Consider the following 17,740-nt stretch of genomic DNA (forward strand, 5'->3'; position numbering starts at 1 on the left):
AATAAACAGGATACCTCATTTCATTGAACTGTACTAATACAGTTTCAATCATTGAATCATATTCGGGATGTTTTACGTGAAAAAGAGGCTGTTTCTTCATAACGAAGAAGCAGCCTTGCATGGTGATAATGTATGGATGCGCCTTAAAGTCACTTGTACTGCACAAGAACTGTAGGCGGGAGAGAGCAGGAATTCACTATGTCTGACGACTAAGAAAATAGGATTAGTAATAAGGCAGCAAGCTAATCGCTGTCAACGCTGCAAGTGGCAGAATCAAACGATTAAAGCGACGGCGTCCGTATGGGAACCCATATGCATAAGCGGGTGCTGGATACGGGTACGGGTACGGATACGGATACGGAGGATAAGACGCATAGCCACCATAAGCACGGGAGCCGCAGCCACAATTATTAGGCGGATATGGGAGATTAACATTGACATTCTCCATTTCGTCTCCACCCATAGGAACGGCTAAGTATATCTTTTCATCATCCACATGCTCTACAATGCCGTCATACATTGTCCCGTCCTTCACCCATACGCATACATAACGATGCATATGCTTTTGACATAGTGTTTTAGCATCCGTCTGTTCCGGTGCTGTAACTTTTTCGGTTGTCATGCTTTTTTCCATGGTTGTTTCCTCCTAGGCTCTTGCATGTATACCGTATGTTATTCAAAAACGGGCTATTTGCTACATCAAATTGGGCGAATTCCGGCTTGCAAAAAAAAAAGAAGCACCCCGGGAGCTCTTGGCAGAGCCCCTCTGAACGGACGTATGATGGGAAGATTTCTTCCGCAGCATACGTCCGCCGGGGTGCTGTATGATTAACTTGTCGGCTTGGCTGTATTATAACAATAGTTTGAAACTGTATCTGTGACCTGTATCACATTGCTTCAAAAAGTTTCCATAACCACACGTGAGCCGCCTCCAGCCTGCTCTGCTGGCAGAACAACTAGCTTGCGCGGAAGACGGGCCCGTAGTTCAGGCACATGACTAATCACACCAACAGACAATTGATCATGGTGCAGCTTTTCCAGTGAGGTGATCACTGTGTCAAGCAGCTCAGGGTCCAACGTTCCAAAGCCTTCATCCAGAAAGAAAAATTGCAGAGGGTATTGGCCCCGCAATTGAATTTGAGCCGACAGCGCAAGCGCAAGCGACAAGGAGGTCAGGAACGTTTCGCCACCGGACAAGGTCGATACCGGACGTTTGACCCCACCGTTGGCATCGTCACTAATGACAAATCCACCGCTGGAATCTACCTCTAGCGCGTAACGCTGCTTGGTCAGAAAACGCAGGCGGCGTGAAGCCGACTGACTGACCTGCATGAGCTGCTCCTCGGCAATATATTCAACAAAGGCATTGCCGCGAAAAACAGACTGGAGCTTGGACATTTTTTCCGCTTCGCTACGCAAATGTATACGATTGGACTCCAGCTCCATCCAGCGGACATGTCGATGCTGCAAGTCCTCTAAATCACGCTCAGCCTTCGCGCGATTCTGAAGCGCCTCTTCGTCGCGTGCACGGCAATCACGTAGCTGTGCAGTGGCCGTTTCCCACTGTTCCTCTGTTACCGTTGCTCCATTCAGCTGCTCTTCGACATGTTTTAAGCGGGAAGACAGCTCTTTTTCCCGTTCTCGATGCAAACTCACTTCACGCTCATAGCGTGCGGCTTCTTCCGGTCCCAGGCAGCATTCCATGACCTCTGCTTCCGTAGCGAAGGAGGATGCTTCCAGACGGCTGCCCCAACGGGACTCTGCCATTTGCCGTCTTTCTTCTGCCGAGTCGGAGGCCTGCCGGGCAATCAGTGAAGCATGAACGGCTTGCTGCTTGCGTTCTTCCGCTTCGGTACGGCGGCGTGCCGCGGCTTCGGCTCCGTTTTTCAGTCCCAGCAGTCGCAAGGTCGCTTCTTCCAGCAATGAAGCCGCTTGGCCATCTCCAACCCATTTTCGGAGCTGTGCTAACTTTTCACGAAGCGAATCATCTTTGCTTTGGAGCCCTGTACGGCGGGCAATAATGATTTTGTCCTCCTCGATGATACTCTGCTGTATCTGTTGAACACGCGCCGCCTTTCCTTCGAGGAAGGTCACACTCGTCTCCAGCCGGGACCGCAGTTCTTCCGCACGCCCGTCGCGCTCCTGCATGGCACGGTAACGCTCCGCAGCTTCGCTCGGAGCGACATCCGTTAGCTGCGCCGCCCATTCGGCGCGCAGCCCCTCGCTGCGCGTGGTGCACGCCTCGCGCTTACTGCGTGCCTGCGTCAGCGCTGCTGCTGCTGCCTCCTGCTCGGCGGCAGCACGGATACGCCGCTGCTGTCCGGCGGCGTCTGCCTCGCGCAGCGCCTGTGCCTCGGCAGGCAGCGTATGCGCACGTGCGGCTAGCTCTGCCGCAGCACGCTCCAGCGCCGTGCAGCGCTCCGCCCAAGCGGCGGCACCGCGCGGCTCTGCTGGCGCTGCCGCAGGCGTGAAAGGCTCGCCCGTGGCGGCAGCGCCGCTGTCTGCGGTGGCGGGCTGGGCCAGCAAGCTGCGCTGCTCGTGCAACTGCTGGCGCAGTGTGAGGCGCAGCTCCTGCAAACCAAGCCGCAGGCGGTGCAGCTCATCTGGCGCAGCGGCATCCGCGCTATGCGCCGCGACGACGGCAGGCGCGGGGTGATGCAACGAGCCGCACACTGCGCACGGCTCGCCTTCGCGCAACTCGGCAGCGAGATGCTGAGCAAGACGGCCCAGCTCCTCGGCACGGAGCTCGTGGCGCAGTTGCTCTTCCTCGGAGGCCAGTGACGACATATCGACGGTGATCTCTGCCTCCAACGTCAGCAATGCCTCAATGCCATCAGCTGCCTGTGCAGCAAGGGCAGAACGCCGTGCCTCTGTCTCCTGTGTCTCCTGGTCCGTCAGCTGTAAACGTTCGTCAGCTTGCACAAGCCGATTCTCCTGAGCGGTGTACTCCAGTTCAGCTTCACGCAATTGCTCATTCGCGACTTCCAGCTGTTGCAGCCGTTGCACAGCCTCTTGCAGCATACGCCGCTCATCTGCCCGCACTTCATTTTGCTTTAGCTCCTGTTGAAGCTCTTGCTGTCGCTTCAAGCCTCGCGTCTGTAGCTCTTGTTCCTTTGCGAGTCCTTCTGCATGTTCAGCAAGGGTTTGTTCGCTTTGCACAAGCTCGGCCGCCAGACGTTCCCGTTCGGTCCGCAACGCTTCCGTATCACGCTCCAGTTGAAGCGCCTGCTCTAGTTGGTCGATCCGAAGCAATAGCTTCGGTTCTTCGGCACTGAGTGCTTGCCGGGCCTGCTCATCTGCTTGCGTAGACACAAGCGCAGCCTCCTGCGCGGTAGCGGCCAGGACTTCCATTTCTTCGGCAGTCTTTTGCCGTTTTTCCGCTTCAGCAATGGCTTCCTTCCAATCCGTCAGCGCAGGCAGCAATGCCTCGGCTGCAGTTGCTTGTCGAAGCTTGCGCTCCAGCAAAGCAATGCCCGGCTCCTGTGCTGCCAACTGCTCCAGCTCGTTCGATCTTTGGCTGAGCTCGATGACCAGCTCACGGGTTTTGTTTAGCGCCTCCGATTCACGTGAGACACGCTCTAGCTCGCGACGCGAAGCTTCTGCATTGGCAATCGCCTCTTTGAGACGCAACTCTACATGTTCAAGCGCTTCAGCACTCGCATCCCCCAGCCCTTGCTGCTCCGCCTCTAACGCTTTCAGTGCGCTATCGTTATCTTTCACACGACGGCTTAGCTTCTGTGCAAGTTGATCTCCGTACTTCTCCAGATGGAATAAACGCTGTAGCATCTGTCTACGTTCACTGCCTTTTAAGGACAAGAATTCCGCAAACTTTCCCTGCGGCAATACAACAGCTCGTGTAAAATCGTCCATTTTCAGGCCGATATACTCCTCTACACAGCGCGTCACATCCTGCACCTTATCGGCAAGCACTTCCTCGCCATCCTCTGTTAACGCAATAAAACGGCTAAGCGTATTATTAACCGATACGCCTCCAGCACGTTTGAAACGTCGTTCTACACGGTAACGACGAGGCCCTTGAGCTGACATTAATTCAAACGTAAACGCAACAGACAACGTATCCTCAGCATGATTCATAATGCCTTGTGTACCATTCACTGCCCGCTCCACTTTACCGTACATAGCCAACGTAATGGCATCCAGCAGCGTTGATTTTCCACTACCCGTTGGGCCAAAAATTCCAAACAGTCCAGTTTCGGTCAAATCGTCAAAGCGAATTTCCTGTGACTCCCGGTAGCTTTGCAACCCCGCCAGTTTTAGAAGGATTGGTTTCATGCGTCATCCTCCTCAGCGTGCTCTCTTGCATCATCCTGTTCCACCAGTTCCAGAAACAACTGCACTAATCCGTCATCTGGCTGTGCTCCACCTGTCTGCCGCTGATAGAATGCCCGGAACAACTCATGCACTGGCAGTTCTGATCGTTGGTGCTCCAGCTGTGCGGCAGCCATTTCTGGATACATTGGGCGAATATGAATGATGCCTTCACGGCTTTTGCGCAGCCGCTGAATATCTCCCATCGACATCGCTTCATCCAGCGTAATTTCCAGATCAATAAAGGCATCGGCATCCAGTCCTTCGTCCAGCCAGCGATATACTTCCTCCAGACCTCCCCGTGCACGCCACCTCACTAATGGGCGTCCACTGGTAATATACAGTTCCTCGACCTGAGCAGGCTTGCCAGCAACCACGTCAATTAACGTAACCGATTTGGCTTGTCCGGCTTCGGAAAAGCTATAAGCCAGCGGCGAGCCACTGTAACGCATCAGCCCGTCTCCCTTCACATATTGGGGACGATGCAAATGTCCTAGAGCCGTATACTGTGCCCCAATGCTCAAAGCAGACGGATCTACGGTATACGCCCCCCCGACCTGAATCGGACGTTCCGAGTCCGATTCCAGCCCGCCGAGCACATAAATATGGCTCATCGACAAATTAACGGTGTCAGGCCGAAATGCTGTACCCAGCTGTGACATCAGCAAGCCCACACGGCGGCTGTATGCCTCGCGCAATACTGTTTCATCTCCGTCTTCAGACAATAGCTCGTTCAGACGAGACTCGGAGGGATATGGCAAGGCTGCAATGCATGCCATTTCACCCGTTCGCGGTGTATGAACGCGTACCGCTTCCCCATGGGGCAGTCCCAGCAATGTAATTCCGCGCCCGCTCACCAGCGGTGTGACCGAGGATACCCTTTCCGGCTGATCATGATTGCCCGCAATGACGACTAGTGGTCTTCCTCCAGCCGTAAGACGGGCAGACGTTTCATAAAACAATTGCTCGGCTGCGGCCGATGGATTGACTGAGTCGTATACGTCTCCAGCCATCATAATCAAATCGGCCTGCTGATCGTCAGCCATTTTCGCCAATTCTTCCAAAAACGCCTCCTGCTCCTTTAAACGGCTGCGTCCTTCCAACGTGCGGCCCAAATGCCAATCACCTGTATGCAAAATCCGCATGCTATTCCTCCTCTCCCTATCTATATAACTACAGCCGTACACTCTCTCCAGCTTCTAAAAAATACAGCCACTTCTCAGCAACCTTTTTGCCTGTAATCTCTTCGATCACACGGGCATACAGCTCCAATTGAAATCGATATTGGTCTGTTAAATGGGACAGTGTACGATATTCAGATATCCGATCTGTTTTATAATCCACCAGCACGAGTCCTTCGGGAGTTTCAAATAGACAGTCAATAATCCCGTTCATCAGCACTTTATCTCCGTCCTGCCCACCTTCCGAATCTGTTTCTTGTCCTGGTGACATTGATGGTAAGCTGTGGTTCCAGTAATCGGTTGCCCGCATGGTATAAGTAAACGGAAGCTCTCTTTGAACATGGGATGCCCCCAGCATTCTGCTCCCCAGCTCACTAGTGAAAAAGCGTAATATTTTATCCGTCTCTAGCGCTTTTACATGAACATCCAGTAACATACGCTGATTGAGCAAACGAGCCTTGGTTTCCTCAATAACTTCGGCGCTCATCCCCCCATCTAGTGGCAAATGCAGCATCAACGTATGATAGACTGTTCCTCGTTCCGTTGGAGTCAGACGCTGATTCCCCATAAACTTAGGTCTGCGCAAGTGTAATTGACTTCCCCCAGTGTGAGAATCCTCCCAATCCTCCGGTAACTCTGCTAGTAGGGAGGTAGATAGATTCAGCCAATCGTCCGAACCCATCTCCTGCATTTCCAGCCATCTTTTCATCTCAGTAACCGATGTATTGGCTGCCGTCTTGCCAGCCCGTTCATACGGATAAATCCAGGAAAGAGCAGCTTCAATATCCGTTTCACTCTCTTCGTTCAAGTCGATTAGCTCCGCATTTCTCAGTGCTTCTGTCTTCTTTTGGCGCTCTTCTCCCGACACCTCTTCCTCATGATCTGAGTTCACACGAGAGCCGGAAAGTGTTTCCGAGGCCACGATTTTAAATAACCAGTCTGTTCCCGGCATATGTTCCAGCCTGTGATAGTACCCATCCTGATCACCTGCGGCTTCCCTCAACAAAGTAGCAGAAGGATGCCGAATCAAAGCGGGACCTACCCAGTCCAGATAGCTGCGGCCTGCCGCCAGCATATAGTCTGGTAAGACAATTTCCGTATGTTCTTTGGCACGTGCCCAACCCGCTGCGCGCGAAGCGAGATCCTTCACGGTTCCGGTCATAATCAGCTTTTCGCGCGGACGTGTAAGCGCCACGTATAACACCCGCATTTCCTCAGCCAATAGCTCCAGCTGTGAGCGTCGGCGGATCGCTAAATTAGGCAGCGTAGGGTAGCTGACACGATTTTGTTCCTCCACATATTTAGGACCAAAGCCCAACTCCTTGTGCATAAGAAACGGCGCATTGAGATCCTGTTGATTGAACATTTTTGCTGTCCCGGCAATAAACACGATAGGGAATTCAAGTCCTTTACTTTTATGAATGGTCATAATGCGAACAGCCTGATCGGGTTCAGTCCCTCCGCTAATTGATCCTAAATCACCGCCTCGCTCCCGTAGACGGGAAATGAAGGTCAGAAATCGGAACAATCCTCGGTTGGACGTAGAAGTCTCATACTGTCTCGCTCGGTCATATAGCGCCCGCAAATTGCTTTGACGCTGTGAGCCGCCAGGCAGTCCACCGACCCAATCCAGATATCCTGTTTCCTCCAGCACATTCCAAATCAATGCACTTAAGCTACCTTGTCTGGCTTCCTGCCGCCAGGCTTCCAAATTACGCAAAAATGAACGTAGTCGGGCAGACAACGTATTCCCGTCATTTCTATTACCAAAGTCAGATGAAGATAAAGAGTCCTCTGGGAAAATATCCAACTCCATGATCTCAGCTGAAATCCCTTTTTCGCTTTCTTCCAGTGGGTCAGCCTCAGCCGCCGCCAGCAATGCGCCATAAAACAATCCATCCGGCTTCTCCAACCGAATTTGTGCCAGTTCATCTTCGGTCAAGCCGACAATCGGCGAACGAAGCACTGATGCAAGCGGGATATCCTGCTGCGGATTATCAATAATGTGCAGCAGAGACAACATTACCTCAACTTCCGTTGCTTTAAAAAAGCCTGTCGTCTGCTCCCCGGAGGCCGGAATGCCCTCAAGCCGCAGTTCCTCCACAATTAGGGGGGCCCACACGCTTGCGGAACGAAGCAAAATGACGATATCACCGTAGACTGCCGGACGCATCGCTTTTAATCCTCTGTCGTAAATCAACAGTGGTTGTCCAGTGTCTCCGGTCAGTTCTTTAATCCGTTGCGCGATCGCACGAGCCTCTAACTGTGCCGTTTCTAACTCCACAAGCTCAGCCAGCTCACTTTCCTGTAAAGCAGATTCGTCCCCCGTTTCGGACAGCTCCGAAGCCTCAGAAAGACCATGTCCACCCTTATCAACTAACAGCAGCTCAGGTGCGTATACAGATGCGGCGTCTTGATCCGACTGGTCGGGATAGGATGCGCCGTGTACCAGCCATGCTCGTTCATCGTACTCAATTTCCGCCACATCCACACTCATAATCTGGCGGAACACCAAATTGACCGCATCGACAACTTCCTCCCGACTGCGGAAATTACGCGCCAGATCAATTAATAAGCCATCTTCCTGCTCCTGCATGCCGTACCGTTGATACTTATTCAAAAACAGACCCGGCTCCGCCAGCCGAAACCGATAAATACTCTGTTTCACGTCGCCCACCATAAAACGGTTACCCGGTTCCTCCCGTGATACCAGCCTGACGATATCTTCCTGTACGGTATTCGTATCCTGATACTCATCCAGCAGCACCTCGTCAAATTGCGCCTTATATTCGAGCGCAGCGTCGGAAGGTAGTAGCTTGTACGGAGTAGAATCGGGATGTCGTAATATTTTCAGACAATAATGTTCCAAATCCCCGAAGTCCACCAACCCTTTTGACTGCTTGTGTTGTTGAAATCGTTCCCCGAATACAATCACGGTTTCTATCAATTCGTCCATCAGCGGAGCCGCGGCGTGCAGCTCCTCCCAATAGGCTTCTGCTCTCCTGCCAAACAGGGAAGCCTTCATATCTGTAATCATTTTTTTGGCTGCTTCACGCAGCGTTTTAACCCGTTCCTGCAATGCAGGCTCGGTCTGATCTTTTTTGACGGGCTTGAGCTTACCGAAGGAAGCTGTCTGAAAATGATCATATAGAGATGCCCACGGCTGTGTCTCCAGCTCCTGTAACAATCCCTTCACCATCGCCGCATCCTCTTGCAGCGTCACGGCATAAGGTGCAGGACCGCCGGGCTGCATAGCTGTTTCATGCGCCTGTTCCAGCAAGCTCGCTGCTCCGCGCAATGAAAGTGCAGCATCCGCCAAAATGCTGCGAACCCAGGGAGTCTCTCCCAAAGCGGCTACATCCTGTACACGAAATGCTGCCGCTGTCTCCCGCAGCCAATGTTCTGGCCACGGATGACTTTGAGAAAAATCATACAGCCGCTGAACAAGCACGTACATTGCATCATCGGTGCGTTCTCCACTGAACCAGTCGACCAGTCTGCGGAATGTACTGCCTTCATCATGAGCCTCATATTTCTCCTCAAACAGTTCTTCTAGAAGCTCCTGACGCAGCAATTCTGTCTCATGCTCATTCATAATCCGAAAACCGGGATCAAGGGGAATGGCCTGATAATGCCTGCGGATGACCTCCATACAAAATGAGTGAAGCGTCGTAATCGAGGCCCGATTCAGCAACGATAGCTGGCGGCGTACATGCTCACTTTCCGGTTCCTGCTCCAGTACACGTTCCAACGCTTCGCGTATCCGTTGACGCATTTCGGCGGCGGCAGCCTTCGTAAAGGTCGCTACCAGTAACCGATCCACACTGAAGCCGAGCTGGGGATCGACGATTTTACGAATAATACGCTCTACGAGCACCGCTGTTTTACCAGACCCTGCCGCTGCCGCGACCAGCATGTTGTTACCAGATTCCGAAATTGCACGCCACTGGTCATCGCTCCACATACTGCCTTCCGGCTTCGGCATGCCTTTAGTGTTTGACGTGCCTATCATTGGTCCATTCCTCCTTTCCCTTCCTGTGTATGACCCAGCAGATTCCAGATCTGATCCTTACCGGGTTTACCCCATTGATTGTAGCCACTACCGTCCAGACTGTCGTCAAATTGACAAACAGGCTTAAAAGAACAGAAGGTACAAGCCGTCTCTTGCTGGATACGATAAGGTTCAATGGCCACATCGCCCTCTGTCATCCGTGTGCCAATCGTCCGAATATTATGACGTACCGAAGCTAGCAGGCTGTCCCACTGTTCCGGCGAAGCAACCGAAGCACTGCTATAAAAACTGCCGTCTGCTTTTACCGCAACAGGTAAAATAGAGGAATATCCCTTGTCCAATGCTGTATCCATTTGCCCAACTACATCCCGATCCGCGAGCAATAATCCCTTCATCTTAAAACGTTTTAAAAGCTCCTGACGGGCCTGTTCTGCGCTAAGACCGTTAGGCGACTGCAACATCGGATTGTGGACGTGAAAATACAGTGTACCCGCTGGATAAGCTGTCTCGCCCAACCATTCCTCCGCCGCATTCAGCAGCACATCCAGGTAGGTGAGCATCTGCAAGGACAGGCCATAGTACACTTCATGCAGCTTGAGATCCTTTTGGCTAGATTTGTAATCGATGACACGCAAAAGTAACCCCTTTTCTCCCTCTGCCACATCTACACGGTCAATCCGTCCGACAATTTCCATCACAACGCCGTTATCTAACCGGAAGCTTAACGGAGGAAGCTGCTGACCCGGCCCAAAGTCCAACTCCAGCCCAATCGGCTCAAAGCTACCTCTTCGCGCATGTTCACCTAAAATCAACGAGGCACGGCTCACGATGTCTTTCAATTTACGCAAAATGTAGCCATACCGCTTGGAACTCATTAAAATCTCGCCTTGCAGACGAGGAGCCAAACGCTCCACTGTACTTTCCGCCTCTTGGCGGCATTCCTCCGTGCTGAGACTGCCCCAGCTGACATTGCGTTTACGCAAATTGATCGCCATCTCTCCAAGCGCTGCATGGAATAATTGTCCGATATCCGGGGCCTTCAGGCGATACATTTGACGTTCCTTCAAACGAAGACCGTGAGAGGCAAAGTGCGAAAATGGACATGCCACAAAACGTTCCATACGAGATACGCTGGTACGCAGCTTGCTGCCGTACAGACGGCGGCTCGTTTCCTTCTGCATTTCGGCATGGTTCTCGTAAAAAAGTGAGGTCAACAGCTGACGCAGCTTGTCCTTCTCACGCCCTTGCTGGCTTGCGTACCAGTTATATACCTCCCACCAAGGGGATAAAATGTCACCGCCACGCCGCCAATGCCGTAATTGCGCAATGAGCTGCGGTAAAGCCTCGGACGGATGAGAAGCATACTCCCATTGCGTCGTCCAAGCATCCCCAGGCAAAGGGTATCCAGCCAGTGGACGCTCGTCCAGACTAGGAAACAGGTGCCGCACATGTCGTACTAACTCAGACGGCAGCAACGACTTCCCTTCTTCATCAGTCACTGCATAGCTCATCCACAGGCTTTTACCGGCTGAAGTAAGGGCCGTATAAGCGAGAAAACGTTCGTCCAACAGACGTCTTGTCATATCCGGCGCCAGCTCTACGCCTCGTTCGTTTAATGCCGTACGCTCCTGCTCATTCAGCACACCGTCCTCATGGAACACAGCCGGCATCACACCTTCGTTCATACCTAGTACAAAGGCATGTTGAATACCGGACACACGTGTACGGTCCGTGTTTCCGACTAGAACCTGATCCAGAGCTGGCGGAACAAGTCCCATACGGAACTCAGCCAATCCCGTTTCCAGCACACCCGCAAACAAAGAGGTATCCAGCCTCTCATCACCCATCATTTCGACAATTTGATCCAGTAGTTCAAGCACCGCATCCCATACTTGACGATGCTCCTTCGCCTGCTCAGGTTTTCCTGCTTCCTCTGCCTGATGAATGAAGGCGTCCAGCTTGTGGCCGATTTCTGCATCCTCCAGTAACAGATATACCGCTTCACACTTCTCAAGTGCAGTTCGTGCCTTGCCGACACGTTTCTCAAACGCACGTAAAGGCGTCACGATCACATCCCGGCACAGTTCCATCAAATCCAACGTTTCATCCCGTTGACGGCTCCGTTCCTGCTCCTCCAGCTCCAGTGACAAGCTGGGCACAGCCTGCCACGGGCGACCGTCTGTCCAACGGCTGCCTTGTATTCCGCAGGCTAGTACATAGTTTTCCAAACGGTCCATCTCCTCACGACTTACCCGACCATCCAGCGGCAGGAGAAGGTCTGTTTTGACCGCACGGAATACATCCTCATATCGCCAACGACGCTGCACGATATCCAGCGAAGCCCGAATCAATTCCACTAAGGGATGATGCAAAACACTTCTCCGCTGATCCAGAAATACTGGAACCTCATATTGTTTGAATATCGGTTCCACCCATGGCTCATAATCTTCAATATGACGTACAAACAGGGCCATCTCCCGATAACGAGCGCCCTCATCTCGGGCCAGACGACGCATTTCGCGTACAGCCCCTTCCAGCTCTGCACGGCGATTAGCCGCAGTGTACAGTTTTATGCCTTCCGGCTGTTCTTCTGTCCACTGCTCTCGTAGCTGCTGCAGCCGCATCCATTGTTCCTGATTCCGTAACCCTGTACGATGTTCAAAGTTAGCCTCCAAATACGCCAACGCCGGACGCTCCTTAAATCTCGGCAGCGGATCAGGGCGCAGTAATTGTGTCTGCGTCTCTATCATCAGCTCGTCTGCCATTCCTTTGAGCTTTACATACGTAGCCGCTGAGGGATGAAACAAATCCAGCTCATGCGGAAGCTGTCCGCTCTCGTAGCTGCGGTTGCAAGTCAGCGCCACCGTCAACGAAGAAGCGTGCAGCATAAGCTGCTCCACCACCTTGTATTCATGTGGTGTAAACCTGCGGTAGCCATCCATCCAAATATCTGCCCCACGCACAAGGGAAGACTCAGCAATCTGTTCTGCCAGCATGCGCAGCGTATCTTCACCGTCAATATATTTAAGCGTCAGCTCTCGTTCAAAATCCTCATAGATTAGACTGATATCTTTGAGCTTGCCGCGCAAAATCGGAGTTGACTCTCCAGCAGCGTTCATTCGCTCCAGTTGCTCCGGTACAGACCGAGTATCATTTCCATACTGCTTTAGCTCCGTAAACAATGTATTCAACCGATCCACAAAGCCGAGCTGGTCTCCCGAATCCTTAAACAAACTCAGTTCATCCTTGCGACGACGAATAATTTTATATAAAAGCATCTTCTTGCCTTCTTCCGTTACAGGCACCAGTGCTGAACCCCCGGTTTCCTGCATAACTAAATAGGCAAGACGATGAAATCCCATCACTTGGGCGCGCACCGACCCCTGAATACCGTTTCCGGATTCTGTAAGTAACGCATGCTCAGAAGCAAATGACGATTGCTCCGGTACAAGTAACAGCATAGGCTTACCTAGCGGCTCCTCGCGTAACATAGACGTCATTTCATTGCGGATTAACGTACTTTTACCACTCCCAGAGCGGCCAATCAACAAGCGAACCGACATGATGCGGCCTCCTTTCCAACGAACAACATTCTATTAAACAGTATAGCATATCAGGCAAGGGAGAAAAGAACGTACGTTTGCCATGTTGTAGCAATTCTTCCTCCCTCTAAAAAAACAAATCAGTCCCGCAGATTGGCTTGGTGCATGCCTTCTCTACAGGACTGATTTATACCTAAACGAGTCTATTTTACCTATTTAATCACCAAAAAGGCGATTGACTTTGACCTTGTATGAAACCTACAGCTGTGTCCGGCTGCGCACCTCAAAGATGGCGAATTTCAAGTAATGGCCTTCCTCCACACCCAAAATTTGAGGATGGTCTTTACCAGCCGCTCTCCAGTCTACCAGACGAAGGATTTTGCCGGCATCTGCCGCCGCTTCCTTAATGGTATCTAAAAACAACTCTGGCCGCATATGGAACGAGCAGCTCGCAGTCACCAGATAGCCGCCCTCATTAACCAGCTTCATCCCGTGCAGGTTGATATCTTTATATCCACGTGTAGCTCCTTTGACAGCGTTCTTCGTTTTGGCAAAGGCTGGCGGATCAAGAATGACCACGTCAAAGGTGCGTCCGCCACCTGCTGTCAGCGGCTTGGATGTATCTCCTTTGCCCCCGGCTCGTGCATTGCGTTCCTCTACACCTTTCACTTGATTGCGCAAATATTGAAAAGCATCGTCGACGACAAACTCAACGCGTTCCTCAAAACCGTTCAGCTTGACATTATCCCGCGCACTTTCAATCGCATGCTCTGAAATATCAAGACAAGTTACTTTTTTAGCACCATGTTTACATGCATTGAGCGTAAAGCTTCCCGTGTGCGAAAAACATTCCAATACGGTTGCGCCATCCCAGAATGGGAATTCAACAACCTTACCACTTTTATTCACTGGCTTCATGACCGTTGTGCCCGCATCCCCTGAGTCTGCAGCTACTTCTTGTAGCGTAATTCCACTACGTGCTCCCCAACCTGTCATCAACGGTGCTATGGCCGCACGATTTTCACGCTGGTCAAAGAAATAACCCGTCTTCTGGCCCTCTACGATATCAACCTTGATTTGCAGGCCATTTTCCGTCACTACCACATGACGCGGGCAATCACCGTACAAAGGACCCTTCGTTTGTTCCAATCCTTCCAGCTCACGGATGGATACATCACTTCGCTCATATATACCAACAGGACCCACTACTTCAACGAGCGCATCCCTGATTTCTTCCCTGCGCCGATCCATGCCAAGCGTTAACAACTGCACGACTAACACATCACCAAATCGATCTACAATCAGTCCAGGCAAAAAATCAGCCTCGCCGTACACCAACCGATAAGCGTTTCCCCCGGTCACAAAACGTTCGCGGTGCTCCAGACATTTGCGAAAGCGTTGGGCAAAAAAGTTTTGATCCATTGCTTCCAGCGGCTCGTAGGACATCACACGCACTGTAATTTGTGAAGCTGGATTATAGTAACCTGTCGCCAAATAACGCCCCTGATGGTTAACGATACTGACCAAATCGCCTGCCTCTGGGTCCCCTTCGATCTTGGCTATTTCGTTTTTAAACACCCAAGGGTGTGCGTGCTCCAGCCTTTTTTTACGGCTGCGTTCTAATATTACTGAAGGCAAAATCCTTCACTCCCATTCTTGGATTACTCAAAGTCCTTAATATCGTTCCGTAAAAAAGAGCTCAGCCATGCTTGTCATGGCTGTCCCCGACAGATCATAGGCTGTTACATAAGTATTTTTACCTAGAAAAGGGGGCTATGCCCGTGTTTATACATGTTATACTCCCACTGTGCGGCGGGCTGTTTATTTTTTTGGGCGGGATGAAGCTGATGGAAGCAGCCCTCCGGCATTTAGCCGGCCCCTTCCTCACCCGCTGGCTGAACCGCGCCACAGTTTCCCCTTGGCGGGGCATGCTGTTCAGCTCAGGCATTACGGCCCTGCTGCAAAGCAGCACCGCCGTAACGGTGCTGACGATCGGACTGGTTAACGCCGGGCTGTTGACCTACGGCCGCACGCTCGGCATCATTCTCGGCACCAATATCGGCACCTGCCTGACCACCGAGCTGATGGGGCTCCAGCTTGGCATGCTGGCTGTTCCGCTGCTCTGCGGCTCATTGCTATGCTGGAGCACTGCCGTCCTGTGGGGTGAAGCTGTCCCCAATCGCCAGTATGCGTCCGCCGGAGCTTCACCCGGCTCCAATGGGCTTAGCCGTCCGCAGGCTGTACAATATATCAGCCTCGTCTTTGCTGGATTTTCGCTGATTCTGGCAGGTATCCGCGTGATGCAAACGGTCGGCCCCTGGATTGAGCAGGCCGGACTATTCCGCTGGTTTCTTGATCACGCTGCGGCCAACATGTGGTGGGCCTTCGCTGCTGGAGCCTGTCTGACCGCGCTGGTTCACAGTAGCGCAGCCGTCATTGGCATGGCGATTAGCCTTGCCGCTGCGGGAGCCTTGCCAGCCGATGTGGGGATCGCCATCGTCATCGGCTCCAATGTAGGCACCTGCGTAACCGCCCTCATTGCCGCTGTTGGCGGCAGCGTGTCCGGCAAATTTGTAGCCTGGTCCCACGTGCTGCTGAACGTAGGCGGAGCCTTGCTCTTTATGCCGTTGATCCCTGGTCTGGAGATGGCCGCTGCCTGGATATCTACCGAGCCCGGAGCCAAGGTAGCCCATGCCCAAACTCTGTTTAACGTTATTAGCTCTCTGCTGGTCTTGCCTCTCTGCTATCTACCTGTGTGGACGCGTTTAGAGGATCGTATATCTCCCCACAGAATCAAACATTAATTCCTAGCATGGACAGCGCCTTGCTTAAAATGACATCATTATTGTCATATCCACCCTGGCGCTGGAGACGCCATGCTTCCTCAGGCGTATGCCACGCAACTCCTTTAATTTCTTCGATCTGTGCCTGTAAATCCCCATCCAGTGCCTCTACGAGATAATAATGTACTTCTTTATCTACTTCCCCAAATTCTGGATGCTGATACGTATAAGCAATCATATCTACATGCTGGATAATCCGCCCGTTCAACCCTGTTTCCTCGCGAATTTCACGTAAAGCCGTCTGTTCGATTGTTTCTCCCAACTCCATTTTCCCTTTAGCCAAGGATACCTTGCCATATCGGTCAGTAATGAGCTGAATTTCAAGCTGCTCCCCCTGTTTGCGAAACACAACGCCGCCTGCGGAAATTTCCTTTTTTGCTGCCATCCTGCAATCTCCCTTCCTTGCGCAACAAGGATTCCGTCCTCTCTGTAAGGAAAGGCGAAATCCTTGTTTGCCATCTCTATTGCCTGTTCAGGCTTTTTTTGTTCTTACAGAGCTGTTTGCAGCCCATTCTCTAGTACGCGGACCAATTGGCCTTCACTTTCATTAATGCCTGCCTTCGTCAGCTTCACGCGGCATACCTTGCCAACCAGATCCTCAGTACCTTCAAACGCCAGTTGAATATAATTGTCACTATATCCATGGAGTATGCCGCTATCTTCGGTCCCTTTCGGCGCAACTTCCGGAATGACCTCCAGCACCTGACCTACAAACTTCTCAGCATACGCCAGTTGCATCTGCTCTGACAGTTGTATCAGCTCATGCACTCGTGCATTTTTCACGTCTTCGTCCACCTGATCCTCCATACGCGCCGCAGGAGTTCCACTGCGCTTGGAGTACGGGAACACGTGCATTTCCGAAAAACCAATTTTTTTCATCAGCTCATAGCCATTGCGGAACATTTCATCCGTCTCCCCAGGGAATCCGACAATCACGTCCGTTGTAATCGCTACATCTGGCATTGCTTTGCGAATCATAAGCATTTTGTTATAAAACTCTTCTGTCGTGTACTTGCGACGCATCCGTTTCAATACAGTGTCATCCCCCGCCTGAAGCGGTATGTGAAAATGACGAACCAGCTTGGTAGAACGGTTCAGCACATCAAGCATTTTTTCATCAATCTGGCTGGCTTCAATCGAACTGATACGGATACGCTCCAGCCCTTCCACCTTCTCCAGATCCCACAGCAGATCAGATAGGTCATAATTATCCATGTCATCACCATAACCGCCAGTATGGATACCTGTGAGTACAATTTCCTTGTAGCCTGCGTGTACCAGTTGGCGCGCCTGTGCAATAATGCTCGCAGCGTCACGACTGCGGGATAGACCCCGCGACCACGGAATGATGCAGAAGGTACAGAAGTTATTGCACCCATCCTGAATTTTCAAAAAGGCCCGAGTATGATTAGCAAAATCAGGCACATCCATTTCCTCAAATACACGCGTTTTCATAATATTGCGCACGGCGTTCACCGGTTGACGCGTCCCTTGAATTTCCTGCACGAACGGAATGATTTTGTCCCGATCTTGAGTCCCGATAACGAGATCAACGCCAGGAATATCCATAATTTCGGCAGGAGAAGTCTGGGCGTAACAGCCCGTCACTGCCACAATGGCATCTGGATTCCGGCGAATCGCGCGGCGAATGATCTGACGACTCTTTTTATCACCGGTATTCGTAACGGTACATGTATTGATAAGATAGACATCAGCAGTCTGCTCATCAAAGTCCACCTGTTCATAACCTTCATTTTTAAACAGCTGCCAGATCGCTTCTGTATCATAAAAGTTTACCTTACAGCCCAATGTGTAAAATGCCACTGACGGCAT

The 17,740-nt window shown here is 51.7% G+C and carries 9 protein-coding genes; 1 reads left to right on the top strand and 8 read right to left on the bottom strand.

Features of this window, described 5'->3' with window-relative positions:
* Nucleotides 1–223: 223 nt before the first annotated feature.
* The 6 genes from MKY24_RS17875 to MKY24_RS17900 all read right to left on the bottom strand — a co-directional run bounded on the left by MKY24_RS17875 (nt 224) and on the right by MKY24_RS17900 (nt 14,702).
* Nucleotides 224–634, bottom strand: coding sequence for a hypothetical protein (locus tag MKY24_RS17875; RefSeq protein WP_068942383.1), 411 nt, complete (start codon nt 632–634; stop codon nt 224–226).
* Nucleotides 635–897: 263 nt separating this feature from the next.
* Complete coding sequence (locus MKY24_RS17880) at nt 898–4,293, bottom strand: SMC family ATPase (RefSeq protein ID WP_339200535.1); 3,396 nt, start codon at nt 4,291–4,293, stop codon at nt 898–900.
* A complete protein-coding gene (locus tag MKY24_RS17885) occupies nt 4,290–5,474 on the bottom strand; it encodes an exonuclease SbcCD subunit D (protein ID WP_053325790.1) in 1,185 nt (394 codons plus the stop codon). The genes MKY24_RS17880 and MKY24_RS17885 overlap by 4 nt, the downstream gene beginning before the upstream one ends.
* A 28-nt stretch (nt 5,475–5,502) precedes the next feature.
* Nucleotides 5,503–9,522 (bottom strand): helicase-exonuclease AddAB subunit AddA, encoded by a 4,020-nt coding sequence (addA, locus tag MKY24_RS17890; protein ID WP_339200537.1) that lies wholly within the window; start codon nt 9,520–9,522, stop codon nt 5,503–5,505.
* The gene (addB, locus tag MKY24_RS17895) at nt 9,519–13,085 is read right to left on the bottom strand and encodes a helicase-exonuclease AddAB subunit AddB (RefSeq protein WP_076264700.1); all 3,567 of its coding nucleotides are present in this window, start codon (nt 13,083–13,085) and stop codon (nt 9,519–9,521) included. The genes addA and addB overlap by 4 nt, the downstream gene beginning before the upstream one ends.
* Nucleotides 13,086–13,322: 237 nt before the next feature.
* The gene (locus MKY24_RS17900; RefSeq protein WP_028540449.1) at nt 13,323–14,702 is read right to left on the bottom strand and encodes a class I SAM-dependent rRNA methyltransferase; all 1,380 of its coding nucleotides are present in this window, start codon (nt 14,700–14,702) and stop codon (nt 13,323–13,325) included.
* 143 nt (nt 14,703–14,845) lie between these two features.
* Between MKY24_RS17900 and MKY24_RS17905 the strand changes: the two genes are divergently transcribed.
* A complete protein-coding gene (locus MKY24_RS17905; RefSeq protein ID WP_165178745.1) occupies nt 14,846–15,868 on the top strand; it encodes a Na/Pi symporter in 1,023 nt (340 codons plus the stop codon).
* Here the strand turns inward: MKY24_RS17905 and MKY24_RS17910 are convergent.
* Entirely contained in the window at nt 15,858–16,292 is a 435-nt protein-coding gene (locus MKY24_RS17910) for an NUDIX domain-containing protein (RefSeq protein WP_013311157.1), read from the bottom strand. The two genes, MKY24_RS17905 and MKY24_RS17910, sit on opposite strands and share 11 nt — an antisense overlap.
* Nucleotides 16,293–16,396: 104 nt before the next feature.
* On the bottom strand, nt 16,397–17,740 hold the full coding sequence (mtaB, locus tag MKY24_RS17915) for a tRNA (N(6)-L-threonylcarbamoyladenosine(37)-C(2))-methylthiotransferase MtaB (protein WP_103049601.1): 1,344 nt from the start codon (nt 17,738–17,740) through the stop codon (nt 16,397–16,399).

It is taken from the genome of Paenibacillus sp. FSL P2-0322, assembly GCF_037975315.1.
Taxonomy (GTDB): domain Bacteria; phylum Bacillota; class Bacilli; order Paenibacillales; family Paenibacillaceae; genus Paenibacillus; species Paenibacillus polymyxa_B.